The organism is Klebsiella sp. GG_Kp175 (assembly GCF_040062325.1).
Taxonomy (GTDB): domain Bacteria; phylum Pseudomonadota; class Gammaproteobacteria; order Enterobacterales; family Enterobacteriaceae; genus Klebsiella; species Klebsiella quasipneumoniae.
On the sequence record NZ_JBEAFX010000003.1, the window covers coordinates 236,319 to 257,949 of the forward strand.

At 59.6% G+C, this 21,631-nt stretch carries 23 protein-coding genes and 1 tRNA gene; 16 read left to right on the forward strand and 8 right to left on the reverse strand.

The features are described 5' to 3' along the window. Window positions 1–46: 46 nt before the first annotated feature. Window positions 47–123, reverse strand: a tRNA-Arg gene (locus ABLU73_RS07075). Window positions 124–462: 339 nt separating this feature from the next. Here ABLU73_RS07075 and folD point away from each other — a divergent pair. Beyond that, window positions 463–1,329 (forward strand): bifunctional methylenetetrahydrofolate dehydrogenase/methenyltetrahydrofolate cyclohydrolase FolD, encoded by an 867-nt coding sequence (gene folD, locus ABLU73_RS07080; RefSeq protein WP_004143017.1) that lies wholly within the window; start codon window positions 463–465, stop codon window positions 1,327–1,329. 1 nt (window position 1,330) lies between these two features. Beyond that, on the forward strand, window positions 1,331–1,543 hold the full coding sequence (ybcJ, locus tag ABLU73_RS07085) for a ribosome-associated protein YbcJ (protein WP_004143016.1): 213 nt from the start codon (window positions 1,331–1,333) through the stop codon (window positions 1,541–1,543). Window positions 1,544–1,587: 44 nt separating this feature from the next. Here ybcJ and cysS read toward each other — a convergent pair whose 3' ends face one another. Next, window positions 1,588–2,973: a cysteine--tRNA ligase gene (gene cysS, locus ABLU73_RS07090; protein WP_004204706.1), complete on the reverse strand. Its 1,386-nt coding sequence runs from the start codon at window positions 2,971–2,973 to the stop codon at window positions 1,588–1,590. Window positions 2,974–3,148: 175 nt separating this feature from the next. Between cysS and ppiB the strand changes: the two genes are divergently transcribed. From ppiB to mnmH, 6 genes are all read left to right on the forward strand, one after another. Further along, window positions 3,149–3,643, forward strand: coding sequence for a peptidylprolyl isomerase B (ppiB, locus tag ABLU73_RS07095; RefSeq protein ID WP_004151319.1), 495 nt, complete (start codon window positions 3,149–3,151; stop codon window positions 3,641–3,643). A 3-nt stretch (window positions 3,644–3,646) separates the two neighbouring features. Continuing rightward, window positions 3,647–4,369 carry a UDP-2,3-diacylglucosamine diphosphatase gene (gene lpxH / locus ABLU73_RS07100; RefSeq protein WP_004204708.1) on the forward strand — a complete coding sequence of 241 codons (723 nt, stop codon included), beginning with the start codon at window positions 3,647–3,649 and terminating at the stop codon, window positions 4,367–4,369. Between the two features lie 107 nt (window positions 4,370–4,476). Continuing rightward, window positions 4,477–4,815, forward strand: a complete 339-nt coding sequence (locus tag ABLU73_RS07105; RefSeq protein ID WP_049117071.1) for a hypothetical protein — start codon at window positions 4,477–4,479, stop codon at window positions 4,813–4,815. Window positions 4,816–4,911: 96 nt separating this feature from the next. After that, on the forward strand, window positions 4,912–5,421 hold the full coding sequence (purE, locus tag ABLU73_RS07110) for a 5-(carboxyamino)imidazole ribonucleotide mutase (RefSeq protein ID WP_004204711.1): 510 nt from the start codon (window positions 4,912–4,914) through the stop codon (window positions 5,419–5,421). Next, window positions 5,418–6,485, forward strand: a complete 1,068-nt coding sequence (gene purK / locus ABLU73_RS07115; protein WP_004204712.1) for a 5-(carboxyamino)imidazole ribonucleotide synthase — start codon at window positions 5,418–5,420, stop codon at window positions 6,483–6,485. The genes purE and purK overlap by 4 nt, the downstream gene beginning before the upstream one ends. A gap of 111 nt (window positions 6,486–6,596) precedes the next feature. Beyond that, entirely contained in the window at window positions 6,597–7,673 is a 1,077-nt protein-coding gene (mnmH, locus tag ABLU73_RS07120; RefSeq protein WP_064188059.1) for a tRNA 2-selenouridine(34) synthase MnmH, read from the forward strand. Window positions 7,674–7,781: 108 nt separating this feature from the next. On the opposite strand, the gene ABLU73_RS07125 is transcribed toward mnmH, so the two are convergent. After that, complete coding sequence (locus ABLU73_RS07125) at window positions 7,782–8,927, reverse strand: porin (protein WP_017898882.1); 1,146 nt, start codon at window positions 8,925–8,927, stop codon at window positions 7,782–7,784. 91 nt (window positions 8,928–9,018) lie between these two features. Here ABLU73_RS07125 and ABLU73_RS07130 point away from each other — a divergent pair, with 91 nt between their 5' ends. Then, window positions 9,019–9,147, forward strand: a complete 129-nt coding sequence (locus tag ABLU73_RS07130; protein WP_032426074.1) for a hypothetical protein — start codon at window positions 9,019–9,021, stop codon at window positions 9,145–9,147. Here ABLU73_RS07130 and ybbP read toward each other — a convergent pair. Continuing rightward, on the reverse strand, window positions 9,109–11,523 hold the full coding sequence (ybbP, locus tag ABLU73_RS07135; RefSeq protein ID WP_264923935.1) for a putative ABC transporter permease subunit YbbP: 2,415 nt from the start codon (window positions 11,521–11,523) through the stop codon (window positions 9,109–9,111). The genes ABLU73_RS07130 and ybbP overlap by 39 nt on opposite strands. Next, entirely contained in the window at window positions 11,520–12,206 is a 687-nt protein-coding gene (ybbA, locus tag ABLU73_RS07140; RefSeq protein ID WP_004146399.1) for a putative ABC transporter ATP-binding protein YbbA, read from the reverse strand. Before ybbA ends, ybbP begins: the two co-directional genes overlap by 4 nt. On the opposite strand from ybbA, the gene tesA reads away from it, so the two are divergent. The 3 genes from tesA to ABLU73_RS07155 are packed head-to-tail and all read left to right on the forward strand — an operon-like array spanning window position 12,177 to window position 14,512. Beyond that, a complete protein-coding gene (gene tesA, locus ABLU73_RS07145) occupies window positions 12,177–12,800 on the forward strand; it encodes a multifunctional acyl-CoA thioesterase I/protease I/lysophospholipase L1 (RefSeq protein WP_025999119.1) in 624 nt (207 codons plus the stop codon). The genes ybbA and tesA overlap by 30 nt on opposite strands. Next, window positions 12,790–13,599 carry an SDR family oxidoreductase gene (locus ABLU73_RS07150; RefSeq protein ID WP_074422217.1) on the forward strand — a complete coding sequence of 270 codons (810 nt, stop codon included), beginning with the start codon at window positions 12,790–12,792 and terminating at the stop codon, window positions 13,597–13,599. The genes tesA and ABLU73_RS07150 overlap by 11 nt, the downstream gene beginning before the upstream one ends. A 58-nt stretch (window positions 13,600–13,657) precedes the next feature. Further along, window positions 13,658–14,512: a co-chaperone YbbN gene (locus ABLU73_RS07155; protein WP_004204720.1), complete on the forward strand. Its 855-nt coding sequence runs from the start codon at window positions 13,658–13,660 to the stop codon at window positions 14,510–14,512. A 107-nt stretch (window positions 14,513–14,619) separates the two neighbouring features. Here the strand turns inward: ABLU73_RS07155 and fetB are convergent, their stop codons facing one another. After that, entirely contained in the window at window positions 14,620–15,402 is a 783-nt protein-coding gene (gene fetB, locus ABLU73_RS07160; RefSeq protein WP_004204721.1) for an iron export ABC transporter permease subunit FetB, read from the reverse strand. Further along, on the reverse strand, window positions 15,389–16,066 hold the full coding sequence (gene fetA / locus ABLU73_RS07165; protein WP_004204722.1) for an iron ABC transporter ATP-binding protein FetA: 678 nt from the start codon (window positions 16,064–16,066) through the stop codon (window positions 15,389–15,391). Before fetA ends, fetB begins: the two co-directional genes overlap by 14 nt. 140 nt (window positions 16,067–16,206) lie before the next feature. Here fetA and ABLU73_RS07170 point away from each other — a divergent pair, with 140 nt between their 5' ends. Further along, a complete protein-coding gene (locus tag ABLU73_RS07170) occupies window positions 16,207–17,124 on the forward strand; it encodes an SPFH domain-containing protein (protein ID WP_004204723.1) in 918 nt (305 codons plus the stop codon). Continuing rightward, on the forward strand, window positions 17,121–17,579 hold the full coding sequence (locus ABLU73_RS07175) for an NfeD family protein (protein ID WP_064178018.1): 459 nt from the start codon (window positions 17,121–17,123) through the stop codon (window positions 17,577–17,579). Before ABLU73_RS07170 ends, ABLU73_RS07175 begins: the two co-directional genes overlap by 4 nt. Here the strand turns inward: ABLU73_RS07175 and cueR are convergent. Continuing rightward, the gene (cueR, locus tag ABLU73_RS07180; RefSeq protein ID WP_002892208.1) at window positions 17,576–17,986 is read right to left on the reverse strand and encodes a Cu(I)-responsive transcriptional regulator; all 411 of its coding nucleotides are present in this window, start codon (window positions 17,984–17,986) and stop codon (window positions 17,576–17,578) included. The two genes, ABLU73_RS07175 and cueR, sit on opposite strands and share 4 nt — an antisense overlap. 106 nt (window positions 17,987–18,092) lie before the next feature. Here cueR and copA point away from each other — a divergent pair, with 106 nt between their 5' ends. Next, window positions 18,093–20,594 carry a copper-exporting P-type ATPase CopA gene (gene copA, locus ABLU73_RS07185; protein WP_032455685.1) on the forward strand — a complete coding sequence of 834 codons (2,502 nt, stop codon included), beginning with the start codon at window positions 18,093–18,095 and terminating at the stop codon, window positions 20,592–20,594. Window positions 20,595–20,725: 131 nt separating this feature from the next. After that, window positions 20,726–21,520, forward strand: a complete 795-nt coding sequence (locus ABLU73_RS07190; RefSeq protein WP_023319864.1) for a TraB/GumN family protein — start codon at window positions 20,726–20,728, stop codon at window positions 21,518–21,520. The last annotated feature ends 111 nt before the right edge of the window (window positions 21,521–21,631 follow it).

Below are 21,631 nucleotides of genomic sequence, written 5' to 3' on the forward strand. Positions count from 1 at the left end.
AGGAAAATAGTCTGGATGAAGATTGGTATAACGTTTTGATTCAAAATGGCACGCCCTACAGGATTCGAACCTGTGACCTACGGCTTAGAAGGCCGTTGCTCTATCCAGCTGAGCTAAGGGCGCCCTGAGAAGCGAGTGCTTCGCGGAGTGAAACGCCTGGAATTATACGGTCCACGTCGGTTGAGTCAATCCATTTTGCCAGGAAACTGCGGGGCTTATACGACGCTGGCGAAATATCCTCCACCAACTGTACAAGAAGCATACCGCCGGGCCTAATGCGCGCGTAAATCGACTCAGTGGCCAGGCGCAACGCACCTATAACCATGTAATAACCAGGGTCATAACAGGCTAAATTAGCCTCAGACAGGATAAAACAGCAAACGAGGACTGACAGCGAGGCCGGCTTCTGACAAAATATCCTCATCCCCCTTTCGTAAAGATACAGATGGAATCCTCTCTCTGATGGCAGCAAAAATTATTGACGGTAAAACGATTGCGCAGCAGGTACGCTCTGAGGTTGCGGAAAAAGTGAAGGCTCGCGTTGCGGCCGGAAAACGCGCCCCTGGGCTGGCCGTCGTGCTGGTCGGCAGCAACCCGGCCTCGCAGATTTATGTCGGCAGCAAGCGCAAAGCATGTGAAGAAGTGGGCTTCGTCTCCCGCTCTTACGATCTCCCGGAAACCACCAGCGAAGCCGAGCTGCTGGAGCTTATCGACACCCTGAATGCCGATAAGACCATCGACGGTATTCTGGTTCAGCTGCCCCTGCCTGCAGGGATAGATAACGTCAAAGTTCTTGAGCGCATCGCGCCGGATAAAGACGTTGACGGCTTCCATCCTTACAACGTTGGCCGCCTGTGCCAGCGGGCGCCGCGCCTGCGTCCGTGCACCCCACGCGGTATCGTGACGCTGCTGGAACGCTACAATATCGACACCTACGGCCTGAATGCGGTGGTCATTGGCGCCTCCAATATCGTCGGCCGCCCAATGAGCATGGAGCTGCTGCTGGCCGGCTGCACCACCACCGTCACCCACCGCTTTACCAAAAACCTGCGCCATCATGTCGAAAACGCCGACCTGCTGATCGTCGCGGTGGGTAAACCGGGCTTTATTCCTGGCGAATGGATCAAAGAAGGGGCGATTGTGGTCGATGTCGGCATTAACCGTCTGGAAAGCGGCAAAGTGGTCGGCGACGTGGTGTATGAAGATGCCGCTGAACGCGCGTCCTACATCACCCCGGTTCCCGGCGGCGTTGGCCCGATGACCGTCGCCACTCTGATTCAGAACACGCTGCAGGCGTGCGAAGAGTACCACGACGTTGAGGAGGCCTGAGATGGCGACATTTTCCTTAGGAAAACACCCGCACGTTGAGCTGTGCGATCTGCTGAAACTCGAAGGCTGGAGCGAAAGCGGCGCCCAGGCGAAGATCGCCATCGCCGACGGGCTGGTAAAAGTCGACGGCGCGGTGGAAACTCGCAAACGCTGCAAAATCGTCGCCGGTCAGACAGTGAGCTTTGAAGGCCAGAGCGTCACCGTCACGGCCTGACAGCGAAAAGGAAAACGCCCGCTTAAGCGGGCGTTTTTTATGGCTTACTTCCGGCGCCAGGTGGTGCCCTGCGGGCCATCTTCCAGCACGATACCCATCTCGTTAAGACGATCGCGCGCCGCATCCGCCGCCGCCCAGTCTTTCGCTTTACGCGCGTCCAGACGCTGCTGGATAAGCGATTCAATTTCCGCCACTTCCGCGTCGTCAGCCTGCGCACCGCTCTGCAGGAAGGCGTCCGGCTCCTGCTCCAGCAGCCCCAGCACCGACGCAAGCTTACGCAGGTGGGCCGCCATGGCGTTCGCCGCGGCCGCGTCCTCGGTTTTCAGACGGTTCACTTCGCGAGCCATATCGAACAGCACCGAGTAGGCTTCCGGGGTGTTGAAGTCATCGTCCATCGCCTCGATAAAGCGTGCTTCGAAGGCTTCGCCGCCCGCCGCATCGACGGATTTGTCGGTACCGCGCAGCGCAGTATACAGACGCTCCAGCGCCGAACGCGCCTGCTTGAGGTTCTCTTCGCTATAGTTCAGCTGGCTGCGATAGTGGCCGGACATCAGGAAGTAGCGAATGGTCTCGGCATCGTAATACTTCAGCACGTCGCGGACGGTAAAGAAGTTGCCCAGCGATTTCGACATCTTCTCGCGGTCGACCATCACCATGCCGGAGTGCATCCAGTAGTTAACGTACTCGCCGTCATGGGCGCAGGTGGACTGAGCGATTTCGTTTTCGTGATGCGGGAACATCAGATCGGAACCGCCGCCGTGAATGTCAAAATGGTTGCCCAGCTGTTTGCAGTTCATCGCCGAGCACTCGATATGCCATCCCGGACGGCCTGCGCCCCACGGCGACGGCCAGCTTGGCTCGCCCTCTTTCGACATCTTCCACAGGACGAAGTCCATCGGATTACGCTTGACGTCAACCACGTCGACGCGCGCCCCCGCCTGCAGCTGATCGAGATCCTGACGCGACAGCAAACCGTAGTTCGGGTCTGTCGGCACATCGAACATTACGTCGCCGTTATCCGCCACATAGGCATGGCCTTTGGCGATCAGTTGCTCGGTAATCTCGATGATCTCCGCAATATGATGCGTCGCGCGCGGCTCGCTGTCGGGACGCAAAATATTCAGAGCGTCAAAATCCTTGTGCATTTCGGCGATCATCCGATCGACCAGCGCGACAAAGCTTTCGCCGTTTTCATTAGCGCGCTTAATGATTTTGTCGTCGATATCGGTGATATTGCGCACGTACTTCAGCTTATAGCCGAGAAAACGCAGATAACGCGCCACAACGTCAAAAGAGACGAAGGTACGCCCATGGCCGATGTGACAGAGATCGTAAACGGTAATACCACACACGTACATGCCGACTTCCCCGGCATGGATAGGTTTAAATTCCTCTTTCTGGCGCGTCAGTGTATTAAAAATTTTTAACATCGAAGATTCCGTGTAGACGTGTGTGGGTAATGAAGCCTCTATAATACCCATAATTCAGACAGGACGCAGCACACATTGCAAGGTGCATCGACCCCCGCGGTTATGCTATAACACCCCCCTATATCTCACCCGACACCGGGTGCTGGCACCACACTCATCGGAACAGGATGCAAAAATGGTTACTTTCCACACCAATCATGGCGATATCGTAATCAAAACGTTTGACGACAAAGCGCCGGAAACAGTTAAAAACTTCCTGGACTACTGCCGCGAAGGTTTCTACGACAACACCATTTTCCACCGTGTTATCAACGGCTTCATGATTCAGGGCGGCGGTTTTGAACCTGGCATGAAACAAAAAGCGACCAAATCTCCGATTCAGAACGAAGCGAACAACGGTCTGAAAAACACCCGCGGCACGCTGGCGATGGCCCGTACTCAGGCGCCGCACTCTGCCACCGCGCAGTTCTTCATCAACGTGGTTGACAACGACTTCCTGAACTTCTCCGGCGAAAGCCTGCAGGGCTGGGGCTACTGCGTCTTCGCGGAAGTGGTTGAAGGCATGGACGTGGTTGACAAAATCAAAGCGGTTGCCACCGGCCGCAGCGGCATGCACCAGGATGTGCCGAAAGACGATGTGATCATCAAAAGCGTCACCGTCAGCGAGTAATTCGTGGCGACACTTTTTATTGCAGATTTGCACCTGCAAACAGAAGAACCGGCGATCACCGCCGGTTTTCTGCGTTTTTTACAGGGGGAAGCCCGTCAGGCGGACGCCCTGTATATCCTTGGCGATCTGTTTGAGGCGTGGATCGGCGATGACGATCCCAACCCGTTGCATCAGCAAATCGCTACGGCAATCAAAGCCGTCGTCGACGCCGGCGTGCCCTGCTACTTCATTCACGGCAACCGCGATTTTCTCGTCGGCCAGCGCTTCGCCCGTCAGAGCGGGATGATCCTGCTCGCCGAAGAAGAGCGACTGGACCTCTATGGCCGTGACGTCTTGATTATGCATGGCGACACGCTGTGCACCGATGACCAAGGCTATCTGGCGTTTCGCGCGAAAGTCCACACCCCGTGGATCCAGCGTCTATTCCTGGCTCTGCCGCTGTTTGTCCGCCGCCGCATCGCCGCCCGCATGCGCGCCGACAGCAAAGCCGCCAACAGCAGCAAATCAATGGAAATTATGGATGTGAATCCACAGGCGGTGGTTAACGCCATGGAGCGGCATCACGTGCAGTGGCTGATCCACGGCCATACCCATCGCCCGGCGGTCCATGACCTGCAGGCCAACGGCCAGCCCGCATGGCGCGTGGTACTCGGCGCCTGGCACAGCGAAGGTTCGATGGTGAAGGTGACGCCGGACGACGTCGAACTGATCCATTTCCCGTTCTAATTCCTGCGCGAGCACAATTCTGAAATCCCCTCTTGCCTGGACGGAGGTATGCTCCTGCCGGCATTGCGCATGCTAGTCTTCCACAACATCACTCTCAAGGAACGAGCATGAGCAGGAAAAAGTGGAGCCAGCCGCTGATCTGGGGAATGATCATCGCGATCCTCAATCCGTTAGGGATAAGTTATATCGCCTTAATCGGCGTCGCTCTCGGCAACACGCTGACGTTTGTCTGGTGTGCGATGCTGGCGTGGGCTATTTATTTCTATGCCATTTATTTGCTCTGTACTCGCCCTCACGAGAGCCGACTGGTACAAATCTATTTACTGATGATGGGTACCCTGATGCTCCCCTGGGGGTTAGTACTGCTTATCACTTGTTGCATGAATGAGATCAAGGCCAATAAGCCGCGATCGTCGTCATCGCAGAGCGAGACAAAAGACGGCTAACCATGCACACGCAACCGTTTTCCTTGCCGGCAGTTCATGCTATTCTCTGTGGCCTCTAAAGCAGTGTGAAACACACCCACAGGAGTTTTAAGACGTATGTCTTCCCGCAATAATTCGGCGCGTATCGCCATCGTGATGGGGTCCAAAAGCGACTGGGCTACCATGCAATTTACCGCAGAAATTCTTGATGCCCTGAACGTTCCGTACCATGTCGAAGTGGTCTCCGCCCATCGCACGCCCGATAAGCTGTTCAGCTTCGCTGAAAGCGCCGAAAGCAATGGCTATCAGGTGATTATTGCTGGGGCAGGCGGCGCGGCGCATCTGCCGGGCATGATTGCGGCGAAAACCCTGGTGCCAGTGCTCGGCGTACCGGTTCAGAGCGCAGCCTTAAGCGGTGTCGACAGCCTTTACTCCATTGTTCAGATGCCGCGCGGTATTCCGGTCGGCACACTGGCCATCGGCAAAGCCGGCGCCGCGAACGCCGGTCTGCTTGCCGCGCAGATCCTCGCCCAGCATGATGCTGAACTCCACCAGCGCCTGAGCGCCTGGCGCCAGGCGCAAACCGATGAAGTGCTGGATAACCCGGACCCGCGGGGTGCGGCATGAAACAGGTATGCGTACTCGGCAACGGCCAGTTAGGCCGCATGCTGCGCCAGGCCGGCGAGCCGCTGGGTATCGCCGTCTGGCCGGTGGGTCTGGAAGCCGATCCGGAAGCGGTGCCATTCCAGCAGAGCGTCATCACGGCAGAAATTGAACGCTGGCCGGAAACCGCCCTCACCCGCGAGCTGGCCCGCCACCCGGCGTTCGTCAACCGCGACGTCTTCCCGATTATCGCCGATCGCCTGACGCAAAAGCAGCTGTTTGACAAGCTTGGTCTCGCCACTGCCCCGTGGCAGCTGCTGGCGGATAAAAGCGAGTGGCCGGCGGTGTTTGCCCGCCTTGGCGAACTGGCGATCGTTAAGCGTCGCGTTGGCGGTTACGACGGCCGCGGCCAGTGGCGTCTGCGGGAAAACGAGATCGATCAGCTACCGGCCGATAACTACGGCGAGTGCATCGTCGAGCAGGGGATTAACTTCTCCGGCGAAGTGTCGCTGGTGGGTGCCCGCGCCCATGACGGCAGCACCGTCTTCTACCCGCTGACCCGCAACCTGCATCAGGACGGTATTCTGCGCGCCAGCGTCGCCTTCCCACAGGCCAATGTCCGCCAGCAGGAGCAAGCGGAAAGCATGCTGACGGCGATCATGAACGAGCTGAACTACGTCGGCGTGATGGCGATGGAGTGCTTCGTCACTGCCGAGGGACTGCTGATCAACGAGCTGGCGCCGCGCGTGCACAACAGCGGCCACTGGACGCAAAATGGCGCCTCCATCAGCCAGTTTGAGCTGCATCTGCGAGCGATTACCGGCCTGCCGCTGCCGCCGCCAGTGGTTAACAGCCCGTCGGTAATGATCAACCTGATCGGCACCGATCTCAATTACGACTGGCTGAAGCTGCCGCTGGTCCACCTGCACTGGTACGATAAAGAGGTGCGCCCGGGTCGTAAAGTCGGCCACCTGAACCTGACCGACAGCGATACTGACCGTCTGAGCGCGACGCTGGAAGCGATCAAGCCGCTGCTGCCAGCGGAGTACACCAGCGGTCTGTTCTGGGCGCAATCGCAGCTCAGCTAAACTCTTCGTGCCGGGGATTTGATCTATCCCCTTCCCCGGCACACCTTGAGGCGCGTACAATCCCCCCCTTGCTATAAAGCCCATTTCTGTTTTGACTTCAGAGGATACCCCATGACCAATGGGACGGATTATCGCGCCATTCTCGCCAGCGATACGCCACTGATTGACGTACGCGCCCCGGTGGAGTTTAGCCAAAGCGCGATGCCGGCGGCGATCAACCTGCCGCTGATGAATGATGAAGAACGCGCCGCGGTCGGCACCTGCTATAAGCGCCAGGGGCCGGAAGCGGCGCTGGCGCTCGGCCATAAGCTGGTTCAGGGCGATCTGCGCGCCAGCCGGATCCGGTCATGGCTGGAAGCATGCGCCCGTTACCCGCACGGTTACCTGTGCTGCGCCCGCGGCGGCCAGCGCTCGCATATTGTCCAGCAGTGGCTGAAAGAAGCTGGCGTGGATTACCCCCTGATCGTCGGCGGCTATAAAGCGCTGCGCCAGGCGGCGATCCAGGCTACCGACGCGCTGGTACAGCGGCCGATCGTGCTGATTGGCGGCTGCACCGGCAACGGCAAAACCCAGCTGGTTTGCTCGCGACCGGACGGTATCGATTTGGAGGGCCATGCCCACCACCGCGGCTCTTCGTTTGGCCGCACGCTACAGCCGCAGCATCCGCAAGCCACCTTTGAAAACCACCTGGCGGTCAGCCTGCTCAAAAAAGCCGAACAGCAGACGCGCTGGGTGCTGGAAGATGAAGGCCATATGATCGGCGCCAACCATCTGCCGGAGTGCCTGCGCATCCGCATGGCGCAATCGCCGCTGGCGGTGGTGGAAGATCCGTTTGACGTTCGCCTCGAACGGCTGCGCGAGGAGTATTTCGATCGCATGTATCGCGACTTTATCGCCGCGTATGGCGAAGAGAAAGGCTGGCAGGCATACGGCGAGTATCTGCATCACGGCCTGTTTGCCATCCGCCGTCGCCTGGGGCTGCAGCGTTTTGCCCAGCTCACTGAACGCCTCGATGAGGCGCTGGCGCAGCAGCAGCGCACCGCCAGCACCGAGGCGCACTTCGCCTGGCTGGTGCCGCTACTGGAAGAATACTACGACCCGATGTATCGCTATCAGTTGGGGAAAAAAGCCGGGAAGATTATTTTTCGCGGCAGCTGGCAGGAGGTCGCCGCCTGGCTGGAGAAGTAATCGCATGCTCGATTGTCCCGGCTTGCGGCGTAAACGCCTTAGCCGGGCTACCGGTCGGCACGATTTGTAGCCCCGGTGAGCGCATCGCGACCGGGGAGATGTGACCGCTTAGAAGTCGTAGCGCAGACGCACCAGGTTCATATCGCCCAGGTTGTCGGTGCTGGAGGTAAACACGTGCTCGTAGTCAACGCGGAAACCATAATCCAGCTGGAAGCTAATCCCCAGACCGTTATCGATACGCTGGTAGTTGCGGCCATTCACGTACTGCAGGCGGTCGCCCATAAAGTACGGCTGAATAGATTTAACGGCATACTGATTGATCGGGAATTTATAGCCCGCAAAATATTCAATCCCCCAGGCGTCGCCGGCGAAGTAATTATGCACATCGGTTTTTTTGGTGGTGAGGAAGTTCTGATACCAGCCGCCGCCGAAGGAGAAGGTCCAGTTATCCGGGGTCCAGCTCAGCGCGGTACCGACGATGTTCTGGTCATAGGTTTTGCTGTCGGCGCTTGACGGGTCGCGCATTTCGGCGCGGGTGTAGTTCCATGCGGTCCCCCAGGTCAGATCCTTCATGATGTGGTAGTCCGCGCCAACAGAACCGCCGCCTTTACGTTTATAGCGCAGACCGTTACCCGGCAGGTATTCGCTGTCTTCGAACAGATAAGAGCCGTAAAGATCGACATCGCCAACGGTTTTCTTATATTTCAGCATATTACGTGAACGATAAGAACCATCGTAATCGCCGTTAATGCCGTTGCCCGGCGCCTGGCCGATCATGTCGTAGTCCCAGATATCGGTTTTCACCCCCACCACATCATAGTAAATACTGTTCTGCTGACCGTAGGTTAACGTCCCCCAGGTATCGCTTTTCAGGCCGGTATACAGCATGCGGCGGGTAGTATTGTTCGCCCCTTCCGCGTAGTGGTTATCCCAGTCGAACAGCGCCGGAATGTTCACCCCCAGTTCGTAGTAGCTGATCCAGCTAATATCATCGAACAGGTAGTAATCCGCCGCGAAGCGGAAACGAGTGCCGCCGTCGAAACCGTTACGCTTATAGGAGCCTTTATCGCCATCGCCGGTCATCATGTTGAATTGCGGACGAATACTCCCGCCGACGGTAAAGTTAAGCCGGCTTAACGGATCGCCCGCCTGCGGATCTTGTTTCAGCAGCGTGATCTCCGCGTGAGAAGCAAATGAAGTGAACACCAGTGTTGCGCCGATCGAGATCGCCAGCGCTTTTATTTTATGTGCCATAGTTTTTCCTTGATTAATAAGCAACCTTATATTTACCAGCTGAATATTAACCGCGAATCAGTACAGCGTGTTGTCGGTTTTTTAATGTTTTGTGCGCTTAAAAATCAACGAGTTATCAATTTGTGCGCTTAAAATAAAAGCGCCGCCAAAAACGGCGGCGCATCATCAAAATGCAATAATCTTACTGGCTAAACTGACGGAACAACGCTTTCCCTTTTAACAAACGCAGCCCCAGCCCGCCGCCGCACAGGGATAACAACACCGCCCCCGTCAGCGGCAGCATCACCCACAGCCGCCAGTCCGGCGTCCAGGGGAAATCAAAGACTTTCGTCTGCAGCATCGCCAGCGCCACTTCGGCGCCTATCGCCGCCACCAGGCCGGAGACCAGCCCCAGCAGGGCAAACTCCGCCCACAGCGTGGCGCGCAGCAGCGATTTTCCGGCCCCCAGCGTGCGCCAGACCACCAGCTCCTGATGCCGCTGGCGCATACCGACCTGGACCTGCGCCAGCAACAGCAGCACGCCGCAGGCCGTGACCAGGCCCACCATCACCTCCAGCGCCCGGCTGACCTGGGAGAGCACCTGGCCGACCTGACGCAGGATGGCGCCGATATCCAGCAGGCTGACTGTAGGAAACTCGCGGTTCAACTGGGTCAACATCGCGGGACCGTTATCCCAGCGGAAGCTGGTGAGCCAGCTCTGCGGCTGCCCGTCCAGCGCCCCGGAGGGGAAAATAAAGAAGAAGTTGGGCCGCAGGCTCTCCCAGTCAACTTTGCGCACGCTGCTCACCTTCGCGCTGAAGTCCTGAGTATCGCCGGTAAAGGTCACCGTATCGCCGATCTTCACCCCCAGCCGCTGCGCCAGCCCCTCCTCAATCGATACCTCGCCCGGCTTCGGCGGCCAGCTGCCGGCCACCAGCGGATTATGATCCGGACGCTGTTCGCTCCAGGTGAGATTAAGCTCGCGATTCAGCGCTTCGTCTTTGTTCCCGTCCGTGGAGTGGCCGTTGATCTGCGTCAGACGAGCCCGGACGATCGGATAAAATTCCGCCGCCCGCGTCTGATGTTCGGCGAGGAAGGTCTTCACCGGCATTATCTGCTCAGGGGCGATATTGATCAGGAAGTAGTTTGGGCTCTCCGGGGGCAGCTGCTGCTGCCAGCGGTCGAGCAGATCGCCGCGCAGCACCAGCAGCAGCGCCAGCAGCATAAACGACAGGGAAAACGCCGCCAGCTGGCTGAGGGTCGACCACGGCTGGCGCAGCAGGCGGTTCACCGCCAGACGCAGCGGCAAGGCGCTGAGCGTCAGGCGTTTGAGCAGCCACAGCAATCCCCAGCCCACCAGGCCGCACAGCAGCGCCAGCACCACCGCCCCGGCCAGCACCGACCACAGCAGGGGGCTGCCGCCCATCAGCCACGCCAGCAGGCCCACCACCACGGCGCTGACCGTCGGGATCCAGATTTTCAGCGGCCAGACGTTAGCCACCACGTCCTGGCGCAGCACCCGCAGCGGCAGGGTCGCCAGCAGCAGCCGATAGGGGCGCAGGCCCACCAGCAGGGAAATCACGCCGGTCGCGCCCACCGCCCACAGCCACGGCCAGCCGCTGGCCGGCGGGAGCGTGGCGGGCAGAACCGGTTTGAGCATCAGCAACAGCAGGCGCTCCAGCGCTAGCCCTGCTGCCCCGCCGGTTATCAGCGACAGCGTCAACAGCAGCAGCCATTGGCCGACAATCAGCTTGCGCAGCTGCGCCCGTCCGGCGCCCAGCGTCTTGAGTATGGCGACCAGATCGTAGCGGCTGCGGCAGTAGTGGCCCATCGCCACGGCCACCGCCGCGACGGCCAGCAGCAGCGTCAGCAGCGCGGATAACAACAGGAATTGCTGCGAGCGTTCGAGGGATTTGCCCAGCGCGCTGTCGTCCTGGTCAAGACCAATCCAGCGATGCTCCGGGCCGAGTTTCGGCAGCAGCCACTGCTCATAATTGGCCAGCTGTTCAGCGTCGCCGGCGAACTTATAGCGCCATGCGACGCGACTCCCGGGCTGCACGGCGCCGGTCTTTGCCACGTCGGCCATATTCATCATCAGCCGCGGCGCCATCTGGAAGGGGTTGAACCCCGCATCCGGCTCCTGAATCACTTCCCCGGCAATGCGCAGCGTGGCGTCGCCAACGTCAATCGTATCGCCGGTTTTCAGGTTCAGCAGCGCCATCAACCTTGGCGCCAGCAGCACGCTGCCCGCCTGGGGCTTCAGCCCCTGCGGCTGCGTCTCGAGAGTGCCATACAGCGGATAGCGGTCATCCACCGCCTTGACGTCCGCCAGCAGCGGCGTATCGCCCGCAAAGGTCATGGTGGCGAAGCTCAGCTGTTCGCTGACGCTCAGCCCTGACTGGCCCGCTTGCGCGATCCACTCAGCGGGCACCTCGCGCGAACTGCGCAGCGTGCGGTCGCCTGCCATAAACTCACGGCTTTGCTGGCTGAGGCCTTTCTCCATCCGATCGCTTATCGACCCCAGGGCCAGCACGCAGGCCACGGCGAGGCTTAACGCCAGCCAGACGATCAGCAGCGACGGCGAGCGCCATTCGCGCCAGAACCAGCGGGCGATCATGCTTCCTCCCGCAGCTGGCCATCCACCAGGCGCAGACGACGGTCGCAGCGCGCCGCCAGCAGCGGATCGTGAGTGACGAGGATCAGGGTGGTGCCGTGTTCGCGATTAAGCGAGAACAGCAGATCGGCAATTTTATCCCCGGTCTGGCGATCGAGGTTGCCGGTGGGCTCATCGGCGAACAGAATGGCCGGACGACCATTGAAGGCCCGGGCCAGCGCGACCCGCTGCTGTTCACCGCCGGAGAGCTGTGCCGGCAGGTGGTGCAGGCGTTTGCCAAGCCCCAGCTGCTCAAGCAGCGCGCGGGCATCGCCCCGGCTCTGGCTATCGCTGGCGCCACGCAGCAGCGCCGGCAGCTCGACGTTCTCCAGGGCGTTGAGCGTCGGGATCAGCATAAACGACTGAAAGACAAAACCGACGTGCTGCGCCCGCAGCGCCGCCCGCGCCTCCTCATCCATCCGATGCAGCGGTTTGCCCAGCATCGATACTTCCCCACTGCTGCCATCGTCCAGGCCGGCGAGGATCGCCAACAGGGTCGATTTACCGGAGCCCGACTCGCCGATCAGGGCGATGGTCTGCCGCGGTTTGACAACCAGCTCAACTCCGGTAAGGATGGAGAGCTGATGCTCCCCCTGACCGACGGACTTCTTAAGATGATGAACTTCAAGTATGTTTTCCGCTGGCATGTGCCTTTCCTGTTTTTGTTCCTGTTTACCTGCCGCGCGATGGCGGCGGATACGCTGCTGATCCTCGGCGACAGCCTGAGCGCTGGCTATCGGATGGCGGCCAACGCCGCGTGGCCTGCGCTGCTCAATGAGAAGTGGCAGGCGAAAACGCCAGTGGTGAACGCCAGCATCAGCGGCGATACCTCCCAGCAAGGGCTGGCCCGTCTGCCTGCGCTGCTTAAACAGCATCAGCCGCGCTGGGTGCTGGTTGAGCTCGGCGGCAATGACGGGCTACGCGGCTTTCCGCCGCAGCAGACCGAGCAGACGCTGCGCACCATTATTAAGGATATCAAAGCGGCCAACGCCGAGCCGCTGCTGATGCAAATTCACCTGCCGGCGAACTATGGCCGCCGCTATAATGAAGCCTTCGGCGCGATTTACCCGGCCCTGGCCAAAGAGTTCGCTATTCCTCTCCTGCCCTTTTTTATGGAGGAGGTGTATCTGAAACCCCAGTGGATGCAGGACGACGGCATTCACCCGAATCGCGACGCGCAGCCGTTTATCGCCGAGTGGATGGCGAACCGGCTGGCTCCCTTAGTTAATCATGACTCCTGAACGCCAGGGGTCGCTGACAGGTAAAGTTATGCAAAAAACGGTTTTAGTGACAGGCTGTTCCAGCGGAATTGGTCTGGAAAGCGCACTGGATTTAACCCGCCAGGGCTTTCGCGTGCTGGCGGCCTGCCGCAAGGCAGAGGACGTGGCGCGGATGCAGGAGCTGGGGCTAACCGGTATTTTGCTCGATCTGGACGACCCGCAGAGCGTGGAGCGCGCGGCGGCGGAGGTGCTTGCGCTGACCGATAATCGTCTCTACGGCCTGTTCAATAACGCCGGATACGGCGTCTATGGCCCGCTGAACACCATCAGTCGCCAGCAGATGGAACAGCAGTTTTCCGCTAACTTTTTCGGTGCCCATCAGCTCACCATGCTGCTGCTGCCAGCGATGACGCCGTACGGCGAAGGTCGCATCGTGATGACCTCGTCGGTGATGGGGCTTATCGCCAGCCCCGGCCGCGGCGCCTACGCCGCCAGTAAATACGCCCTCGAGGCATGGTCCGACGCGCTGCGCATGGAGCTGCGTCACAGCGGTATCAAGGTCAGCCTGATTGAGCCGGGCCCGATCCGCACCCGCTTTACCGATAACGTCAACCAGACGCAAAGCGACAAGCCCGTTGAAAACCCGGGCATCGCCGCCCGTTTTACCCTCGGGCCGGAGGCGGTAGTGGAAAAAGTGCGCCACGCTTTTATCAGCGATAAGCCGAAGCTGCGCTACCCGGTCACCCTGGTCACCCACGCGGTGGCGCTGCTTAAACGCCTGCTGCCAGCCCGCGCGATGGACAAAATTATCCACGGCTGAGTTGAAGCGCGGCATGCCGCCCCCATGTAAAACAGAAATCGACTAACGAGAAATGCCCATGTCCGAACAGAATATTGTCAACATTAGCGAAGCGAACCTGCAGCAGACGCTACAGCAGTCCATGAACGTCCCGGTGCTGTTTTACTTCTGGTCTGCCCGCAGCCAGCACTGCGAACAGCTGACCCCGGTTCTTGAGCGCCTGGCCGCTCAATACAACGGCCAGTTTACGCTGGCGAAGGTCGATTGCGACGCCGAGCAGATGCTCGCTTCACAGTTTGGTCTGCGCGCCATCCCTACGGTTTATCTGTTCCAGAACGGCCAACCAGTGGACGGTTTTGAAGGCCCGCAGCCGGAAGAAGCGATCCGCGCCCTGCTGGATAAAGTCCTGCCCCGCGAAGAGGAGCTGAAAGCGCAGCAGGCCCTGGCCCTGATGCAGGAAGAAAAATACGCCGATGCCCTGCCGCTGCTGAAGGAGGCCTGGCAGCTGTCGAATCAGGACAGCCAGATTGGCCTGCTGTTGGCGGAAACGCTGATTGCTCTGCACCGTTCCGATGAAGCGGAAAACGTACTGAAGACTATTCCGCTGCAGGATCAGGATACCCACTATCAGGGTCTGGTGGCGCAGATTGAGCTACTCAAACAGGCCGCCGACACGCCGGAAATCCAGCAGCTGCAGCAGCAGGTGGAACAGAATCCGGAGGACGCGCAGCTGGCCTCCCAGCTGGCGCTACAGCTGCATCAGGTCGGGCGTAACGAAGAAGCGCTGGCGCTGCTGTTCAGCCATCTGCAGAAGGATTTAGGCGCTGGCGACGGCCAGGCGCGCAAGATGCTGCAGGAGATCCTCGCCGCCCTCGGTACCGGCGATGCGCTGGCCGCCAAATACCGCCGTCAGCTCTATTCGCTGCTGTACTAATCCGTTGCCAGCCCCGGATAGCGCTGCGCTTATCCGGGCTACGCGAACGATGCGGAACCTAGCCTTAGTCGCCCGGGTGAGGCGTGAACGCCGCAACCCGGGATCGTTCACGGGCGCTTTTTCAGCTGCGTCACCACCAGCTGATGGCGGGCGTTGAAGAACTTCCGGTAGGTCAGATAGCCGGCGATAATCGTCGACAGACTGGCGGTCGACAGCAGCATAAAGGTCACCATGATCTGGTACTTAATCGCCTTTACCGGGTCAATACCGGCAAAAATTAGCCCCGACATCATCCCTGGCAAGCTCACCAGGCCGACCGTTTTCGCTGAATCGACGGTGGGTATCAATGACGCGCGAATGCTGTCGCGGATCAGCCGCGCCGAGGCCATTTTCGGCGTCGCGCCGAGGCTCAGCTTCTCCTGAATCTGCTGCTGCTCGCTGCTGAAGCGCTGGCCCATATTGTTGTAGCACAGTCCCACCGCTACCATGGCGTTCCCGGCCACCATCCCGGCAATCGGGATCACCTGCATCGGGACAAAGGCTATCGAGCCAGAGAACACCAGCACCGCCAGCGTCAGCCCGGCGCCGGTGGTGATGGCGATAAATGACGAGACAAAAGCCTTATCGATATACTTGCTGCGCTTTTTGGCATTCCACGCCGCGTTAAAGCAGATAAACAGCACCATCAACAGCGTCAGAACCGCATGATTGACGTTAAAGATATATTTCAATACATAGCCGACGATAATCAGCTGCACGATCGCCCGGCAGATGCTCCAGAGAATATCTTTTTCCAGCGCCAGCTTTTCCCGATAGCTCACCAGAATAGCGATCAGCACCAGTACCATCGACAGCGCCAGCGATTCGTTCGTAATGTTATGCCCGTTCATGCCGTACCTCCTGCATGTTTCCGCCGGCAGGCTGCAAGGTAATCACTTCATCGGCATGCGAAATTTCGTTGCGATCGTGGGTGACCCACAGAACAGCGACCTGCTTTTCCGTCGCATAGCCATGAATAATGTCATTCACATTCTGTTTATTACTGTCATCCAGCGCGCTGGTAATTTCGTCCAGCAGCAGCACGCGCGGCAGAAATTGTAAATTGCGGATCAGCGAGACGCGCTGCTTTTCCCCGCCGGATAGTTCATTAATCGATTTTTCCAGCATATTTTCGCCCAGACCAAAGCGCTGCAGGTCGGCCACCAGCGCCTGCGGATCCGGTTGTTTATTGCGGATCTGCCACGGAAAAATCAGGTTATCGTAAACCGAATCCCCGAACAGCGCCGGCGTCTGCGCACAGTAAGAGACCTGCTGGCGATACCTTTCCGGCGACAGCGTCGCGACATCGGCATTGTCGAAAAACAGGCGTCCGGAGGTCGGACTGAGCAGCGAGGCGATAATTTTCAGCAAGGTGCTTTTCCCGCAGCCGGAAGGCCCGGTAATCAACTTAAATTCCCCGGGTCTGAGCTCAAGATTGATATTGTGTAAAATAACTGCGTCGTCGGTCTTAAATCCCACACCCTCGAGACGCAAAAGCGCGTTATTTTCCTTCATGAGGCTTCCTGATTATTTTCTGAAACACCGCTAGTTTACCGCACTTTCCTTTCTCCCGGTGGTGGAGAAAGATATACTCAGTTTAAACACGCGCTATTTCTTTGTAGCGCTTCACCAGGCAACAAGACAGGAGGTTTTTGATGCTGATTTTTATTCCTATCCTTATTTTCGTCGCGCTGGTCATTGTGGCCGCGGCGGTGAAAATCGTCCCGCAGGGCTACCAGTGGACGGTGGAGCGCTTCGGGCGTTTTACCCAGACGCTGCAGCCGGGATTAAGCTTAGTCGTGCCGTTTATGGACCGCATCGGCCGCAAAGTGAACATGATGGAGCAGGTGCTCGACATCCCCTCACAGGAGGTTATCTCCAGAGATAACGCCAACGTCACCATCGACGCCGTTTGCTTTATTCAGGTGGTTGACGCGCCAAAGGCCGCCTACGAGGTCAGCAATCTTGAGCAGGCGATCGTCAACCTGACGATGACCAACATTCGTACCGTGCTCGGCTCGATGGAGCTGGACGAAATGCTCTCCCAGCGCGACAGCATTAACACCCGCCTGCTGCATATCGTTGACGACGCCACCAACCCGTGGGGGGTGAAAATCACCCGCGTCGAAATTCGCGACGTTCGCCCACCGGCGGAGCTTATCGCCTCGATGAACGCCCAGATGAAAGCCGAACGTACCAAACGCGCCTATATCCTTGAGGCCGAAGGGGTGCGTCAGGCGGAAATTCTGAAAGCGGAAGGGGAAAAGCAGTCGCAGATCCTCAAGGCGGAGGGCGAGCGGCAGTCCGCCTTCCTGCAGGCGGAGGCCCGCGAGCGTTCCGCTGAAGCGGAAGCCCGCGCCACCCAGATGGTCTCCTCGGCGATCGCCTCAGGCGATATTCAGGCGATCAACTACTTCGTGGCGCAGAAGTACACCGATGCGCTGCAGCAGATTGGCGCCGCCAACAACAGTAAAGTGGTGCTGATGCCGCTGGATGCCAGCAGCCTGATGGGATCGATCGCCGGGATAAGCGAGCTGATCAAAGAAGGCGCTGGCGATCGGAAAAAATCATGATCGACATGATCCTCGCCCACCCTCATCTGTTCTGGCTAAGCCTCGGCGGGCTGCTGCTGGCGGCCGAGATGCTGGGCGGCAGCGGATACCTGCTGTGGAGCGGCGTCGCCGGCGTGGTGACCGGCGCCCTGACCTGGCTCCTGCCGCTGAGCTGGGAATGGCAAGGCACGCTGTTTGCCGCCCTCACTCTGCTGGCGGCGTGGCTGTGGTCGAAGTGGCTGCGCAAGCGCGTCAAACTGCAGCGTCCTGCCGATGCTCAACTCAACCAGCGCGGGCAGCAGCTGATAGGCCGCCGTTTGACGCTGGATGCCCCGCTGGTAAACGGCCGCGGCCACGTGCGCGTGGGCGACAGCTCATGGCCGGTGATGGCTGACGAGGACCTCGCCCCAGGCAGTCAAGTCGAAGTGGTCGCCGTGGAAGGGATTACGCTACGGATCAGACCCGTCGTTCGTTAAGCCTGCGCCTTGCGATGACAGCAGCCGGAAAGATTATCGATAATCGGGCACTCCGCGCTGTCGTCGCCGGGGCAGGATTCAGCCAGCGCCAGCAGGTGCGCGCGCATATTTTGTAGCTCGCGAATGTGGTTCTCAATATCCGCCACTTTCTCCAGCGTGCGTTTTTTCACATCGGCGCTGTGGCGTGACGGGTCGTTGAATAACGCCACCAGCTCGCGGCACTCTTCCAGGTTAAACCCCACCTGCCGCGCCTGGCGCAGCAGCGTCAGCTCATCGAGATGCTGCTGACTGTAAGTGCGGTAGCCGTTTTCGCTGCGCAACGGCGGCGTCACCAGCCCCTTTTCTTCGTAAAAACGAATCGCTTTGCTGGTTAAGCCGGTTTTTTTCGCCACATCGCTGATATTCATTTTTTCTCCTTGACCTTCCCCTTGCTGGAAGGTTTAACCTTCTTAATACTCGATGAAAGAGTGGTTCTGGTCAATCGTTGACCGGAAAATTATTCAGGAGTTATTTATGTCTAACACTATCGACCTGACGCTGGATGGCCTCTCCTGCGGCCACTGCGTCAAACGCGTGAAAGAGAGTCTGGAGCAGCGTCCTGACGTTGAGCAAGCGGAAGTCACCCTCACTGAAGCCCATGTGACGGGCAGCGCCAGCGCACAAGCGCTGATTGAAACCGTTAAACAAGCCGGATACGGCGCGGAGCTCAGCCACCCAAAGGCTAAACCGCTGGCAGAATCATCAATCCCGTCGGAAGCACTGACAGCGGCCACTCCTGAGCTTCCGGCAGCCCATGACGAAGATGACAGTCAACAGCTGCTGATCAACGGCATGAGCTGCGCCAGCTGCGTCTCCCGGGTACAGAACGCGCTTGCCGCGGTGCCGGGCGTCTCACAGGCGCGGGTTAACCTGGCGGAACGCACGGCGCTGGTGATGGGCAGTGCGTCCGCCGCAGAATTAGTGCAGGCGGTGGAGAAAGCGGGCTACGGCGCGGAGGCGATCGAGGACGATCTGGAACGCCGCGAACGTCAGCAGGAAACCGCCATCGCCACCATGAAACGTTTTCGCTGGCAGGCGATTGTCGCCCTGCTGGTCGGCGTGCCGGTGATGGTCTGGGGCATGATCGGCGATAACATGATGGTCAGCGACGACAACCGTTCGCTGTGGCTGGTCATCGGCCTCGTCACCCTTGCGGTGATGGTCTTCGCCGGTGGGCACTTCTACCGCAGCGCGTGGAAAAGCCTGAAAAACGGCACCGCCACCATGGATACGCTGGTGGCCCTCGGTACCGGCGTCGCCTGGCTGTACTCGATGAGCGTCAACCTGTGGCCACAGTGGTTCCCGATGGAAGCCCGCCATCTCTATTACGAAGCCAGCGCAATGATTATCGGCCTGATTAACCTCGGCCATATGCTGGAGGCCCGCGCCCGCCAGCGCTCCTCAAAAGCGCTGGAAAAACTGCTCGACCTGACGCCGCCTTCAGCCCGCGTGGTGACCCCTGAGGGAGAAAAGGATCTGCCGCTCGCTGAAGTTCAGGCCGGCATGACGCTGCGCCTGACCACTGGCGATCGCGTTCCGGTTGACGGCGTGATAAGCCAGGGCGAAGCCTGGTTTGATGAAGCGATGCTCACCGGCGAACCGGTACCACAGCAAAAAGGCGATGGCGATGCCATTCACGCCGGCACCGTGGTGCAGGACGGCAGCGTGCTGTTCACCGCCAGCGCCGTCGGCAGCCAGACCACGCTGGCACGTATTATCCGCATGGTGCGCCAGGCGCAGAGCAGCAAGCCGGAGATCGGCCAGCTGGCGGATAAAATCTCCGCGGTGTTTGTCCCGGCGGTGGTCGCCATTGCGCTGATTAGCGCGGCGATCTGGTACTTCTTCGGCCCGGCGCCGCAGATCGTCTATACCCTGGTGATCGCCACCACGGTGCTGATTATCGCCTGTCCGTGCGCCTTAGGGCTGGCGACGCCAATGTCGATCATCTCCGGCGTTGGCCGGGCGGCGGAATACGGCGTACTGGTGCGCGACGCCGATGCGCTGCAGCGCGCCAGTGAACTCGACACCCTGGTGTTCGATAAAACCGGCACCCTGACCGAAGGTAAGCCGCAGGTGGTGGCGGTGAAAACTTTCGCTGGCGTTGATGAGATTACCGCGCTGCGTCTTGCCGCCGCGCTCGAGCAGGGCTCAAGCCATCCGCTGGCGCGAGCGATCCTCGATAAAGCCGGAGACAGCCCGTTGCCGGAAGTGAGCGGCTTCCGCACCCTGCGCGGCCTTGGCGTCAGCGGTGAGGCGGAAGGTCATCGCCTGCTGCTCGGCAACCAGGCGCTGCTCAACGAGCAGCATATCGCCACCAGCGATATAGAAAGCGAGATGATGGCGCAGGCCTCGCGCGGCGCTACGCCGGTGCTGCTGGCGGTGGATGGTCAGGCGGCCGCGCTGTTCGCCATCCGTGACCCGCTGCGCGAAGACAGCGTCGACGCCCTGGCGCGCCTGCATCGTCAGGGCTACCGCCTGGTGATGCTCACCGGGGATAACCCCACTACCGCGAATGCCATCGCCAAAGAAGCCGGCATTGATGAAGTGATTGCCGGCGTGCTGCCGGACGGTAAAGCCGACGCCATTAAGCGTCTGCAGAGCCAGGGGCACAAAGTGGCGATGGTTGGCGATGGGATTAACGATGCCCCCGCGCTGGCGCAGGCGGATGTCGGGATCGCCATGGGCGGCGGCAGCGATGTCGCTATTGAAACCGCGGCGATCACCCTGATGCGCCATAGTCTTCACGGCGTGGCCGATGCGCTGGCGATTTCGAAGGCGACCTTACGCAATATGAAGCAGAACCTGCTGGGGGCCTTTGTCTACAACTCGCTGGGCATCCCGATTGCCGCCGGGATCCTCTGGCCGCTGACCGGCACGCTGCTCAATCCGGTGGTCGCCGGCGCGGCGATGGCGCTATCGTCGATCACCGTGGTGAGTAACGCTAACCGCCTGTTGCGCTTTAAACCAAAAGAGTAAACGCTGCTGCAGGAAAGCGGACGCTGACAGGATCGGCGCCCGCTTTTTTTCCGGGACAAGAAAAGCCCGCCGGAAGGGTGACGTGTATCACCATATGCGCTAGCATGAATGCCTCACACTTCGGAGCGCGTATGGGCCTGTTAAACCGGATAAAAATGCTGTGGCGAGCCGCCGTCGGCTCGTCTTATTCCTGGCCTGCGATGGATATCGTCCTGCCCGGCGAACGCTATCTGCACCTCGTCGGCAGCATCCATATGGGCACCCGCGACATGGCGCCGCCGCCAGCGAAACTGCTGAAAAAAATACGCCAGGCCGATGCGTTAATCGTCGAGGCCGATATCAGCGGCAATGAAACCCCGTTTAGCAATCTCCCCGCTTATCCGCCGCTGGCGGAGCGCCTGAGCGACGCGCAGCTGAGCGAGCTACAAGCGCGAGCCGGCGAGCTGGGCCTGTCGGTCGAGCTGTTCGACAGCCAGCCGCTGTGGCAGGTGGCGATGGTTCTGCAGGCCACCCAGGCGCAGAAGCTGGGGCTGCGGCCGGATTACGGTATCGATTATCAGTTGCTGATGGCCGCCCGCGAGAGCAACATAGCGGTGATGGAGCTGGAAGGCGCCGACAGCCAGATCGCGCTGCTGCGCGACCTGCCCGATGGCGGAATGGCGCTGCTGGAAGATACGCTGACCCACTGGCGCACCAACGCCCGTTTACTGCAGGTCATGATCGGCTGGTGGCTGGAGCAACCGCCGTCGCGCGGTGCGGTATCGCTGCCGACGACCTTCAGCCAGTCTTTATATGATGTGCTGATGCATCAGCGCAATCTCGCCTGGCGCGAGACGCTGCTGGCCTTGCCGCCGGGGCGCTACGTGGTCGCCGTCGGCGCGCTGCATCTGTATGGCGAAGGGAATCTGCCGGATATGCTGACATAAAAAAATGGCCAATATTGCTATTGGCCCGTCAAAGAGGAATTTCATCATTATTATTATCCCGGGATTTGTATCCCGGATCGTCTGATTGTCGCTCAAAGTGACCATCACTGC

What these genes read in the sequence shown, in the direction of transcription:
- folD (WP_004143017.1), top strand. Translation starts at nt 463, where the DNA reads ATGGCAGCAAAAATTATTGACGGTAAAACGATTGCGCAGCAGGTACGC.
- copA (WP_032455685.1), top strand. Translation starts at nt 18,093, where the DNA reads ATGTCTAACACTATCGACCTGACGCTGGATGGCCTCTCCTGCGGCCAC.
- ppiB (WP_004151319.1), top strand. Translation starts at nt 3,149, where the DNA reads ATGGTTACTTTCCACACCAATCATGGCGATATCGTAATCAAAACGTTT.
- ybbA (WP_004146399.1), bottom strand. Translation starts at nt 12,206, where the DNA reads ATGCCAGCGGAAAACATACTTGAAGTTCATCATCTTAAGAAGTCCGTC.
- ABLU73_RS07155 (WP_004204720.1), top strand. Translation starts at nt 13,658, where the DNA reads ATGTCCGAACAGAATATTGTCAACATTAGCGAAGCGAACCTGCAGCAG.
- tesA (WP_025999119.1), top strand. Translation starts at nt 12,177, where the DNA reads ATGAACTTCAAGTATGTTTTCCGCTGGCATGTGCCTTTCCTGTTTTTG.
- fetB (WP_004204721.1), bottom strand. Translation starts at nt 15,402, where the DNA reads ATGAACGGGCATAACATTACGAACGAATCGCTGGCGCTGTCGATGGTA.
- ABLU73_RS07190 (WP_023319864.1), top strand. Translation starts at nt 20,726, where the DNA reads ATGGGCCTGTTAAACCGGATAAAAATGCTGTGGCGAGCCGCCGTCGGC.
- ABLU73_RS07150 (WP_074422217.1), top strand. Translation starts at nt 12,790, where the DNA reads ATGACTCCTGAACGCCAGGGGTCGCTGACAGGTAAAGTTATGCAAAAA.
- purK (WP_004204712.1), top strand. Translation starts at nt 5,418, where the DNA reads ATGAAACAGGTATGCGTACTCGGCAACGGCCAGTTAGGCCGCATGCTG.
- ABLU73_RS07125 (WP_017898882.1), bottom strand. Translation starts at nt 8,927, where the DNA reads ATGGCACATAAAATAAAAGCGCTGGCGATCTCGATCGGCGCAACACTG.
- ABLU73_RS07170 (WP_004204723.1), top strand. Translation starts at nt 16,207, where the DNA reads ATGCTGATTTTTATTCCTATCCTTATTTTCGTCGCGCTGGTCATTGTG.
- ybbP (WP_264923935.1), bottom strand. Translation starts at nt 11,523, where the DNA reads ATGATCGCCCGCTGGTTCTGGCGCGAATGGCGCTCGCCGTCGCTGCTG.
- cysS (WP_004204706.1), bottom strand. Translation starts at nt 2,973, where the DNA reads ATGTTAAAAATTTTTAATACACTGACGCGCCAGAAAGAGGAATTTAAA.
- purE (WP_004204711.1), top strand. Translation starts at nt 4,912, where the DNA reads ATGTCTTCCCGCAATAATTCGGCGCGTATCGCCATCGTGATGGGGTCC.
- mnmH (WP_064188059.1), top strand. Translation starts at nt 6,597, where the DNA reads ATGACCAATGGGACGGATTATCGCGCCATTCTCGCCAGCGATACGCCA.
- ybcJ (WP_004143016.1), top strand. Translation starts at nt 1,331, where the DNA reads ATGGCGACATTTTCCTTAGGAAAACACCCGCACGTTGAGCTGTGCGAT.
- fetA (WP_004204722.1), bottom strand. Translation starts at nt 16,066, where the DNA reads ATGAAGGAAAATAACGCGCTTTTGCGTCTCGAGGGTGTGGGATTTAAG.
- cueR (WP_002892208.1), bottom strand. Translation starts at nt 17,986, where the DNA reads ATGAATATCAGCGATGTGGCGAAAAAAACCGGCTTAACCAGCAAAGCG.
- ABLU73_RS07105 (WP_049117071.1), top strand. Translation starts at nt 4,477, where the DNA reads ATGAGCAGGAAAAAGTGGAGCCAGCCGCTGATCTGGGGAATGATCATC.
- ABLU73_RS07175 (WP_064178018.1), top strand. Translation starts at nt 17,121, where the DNA reads ATGATCGACATGATCCTCGCCCACCCTCATCTGTTCTGGCTAAGCCTC.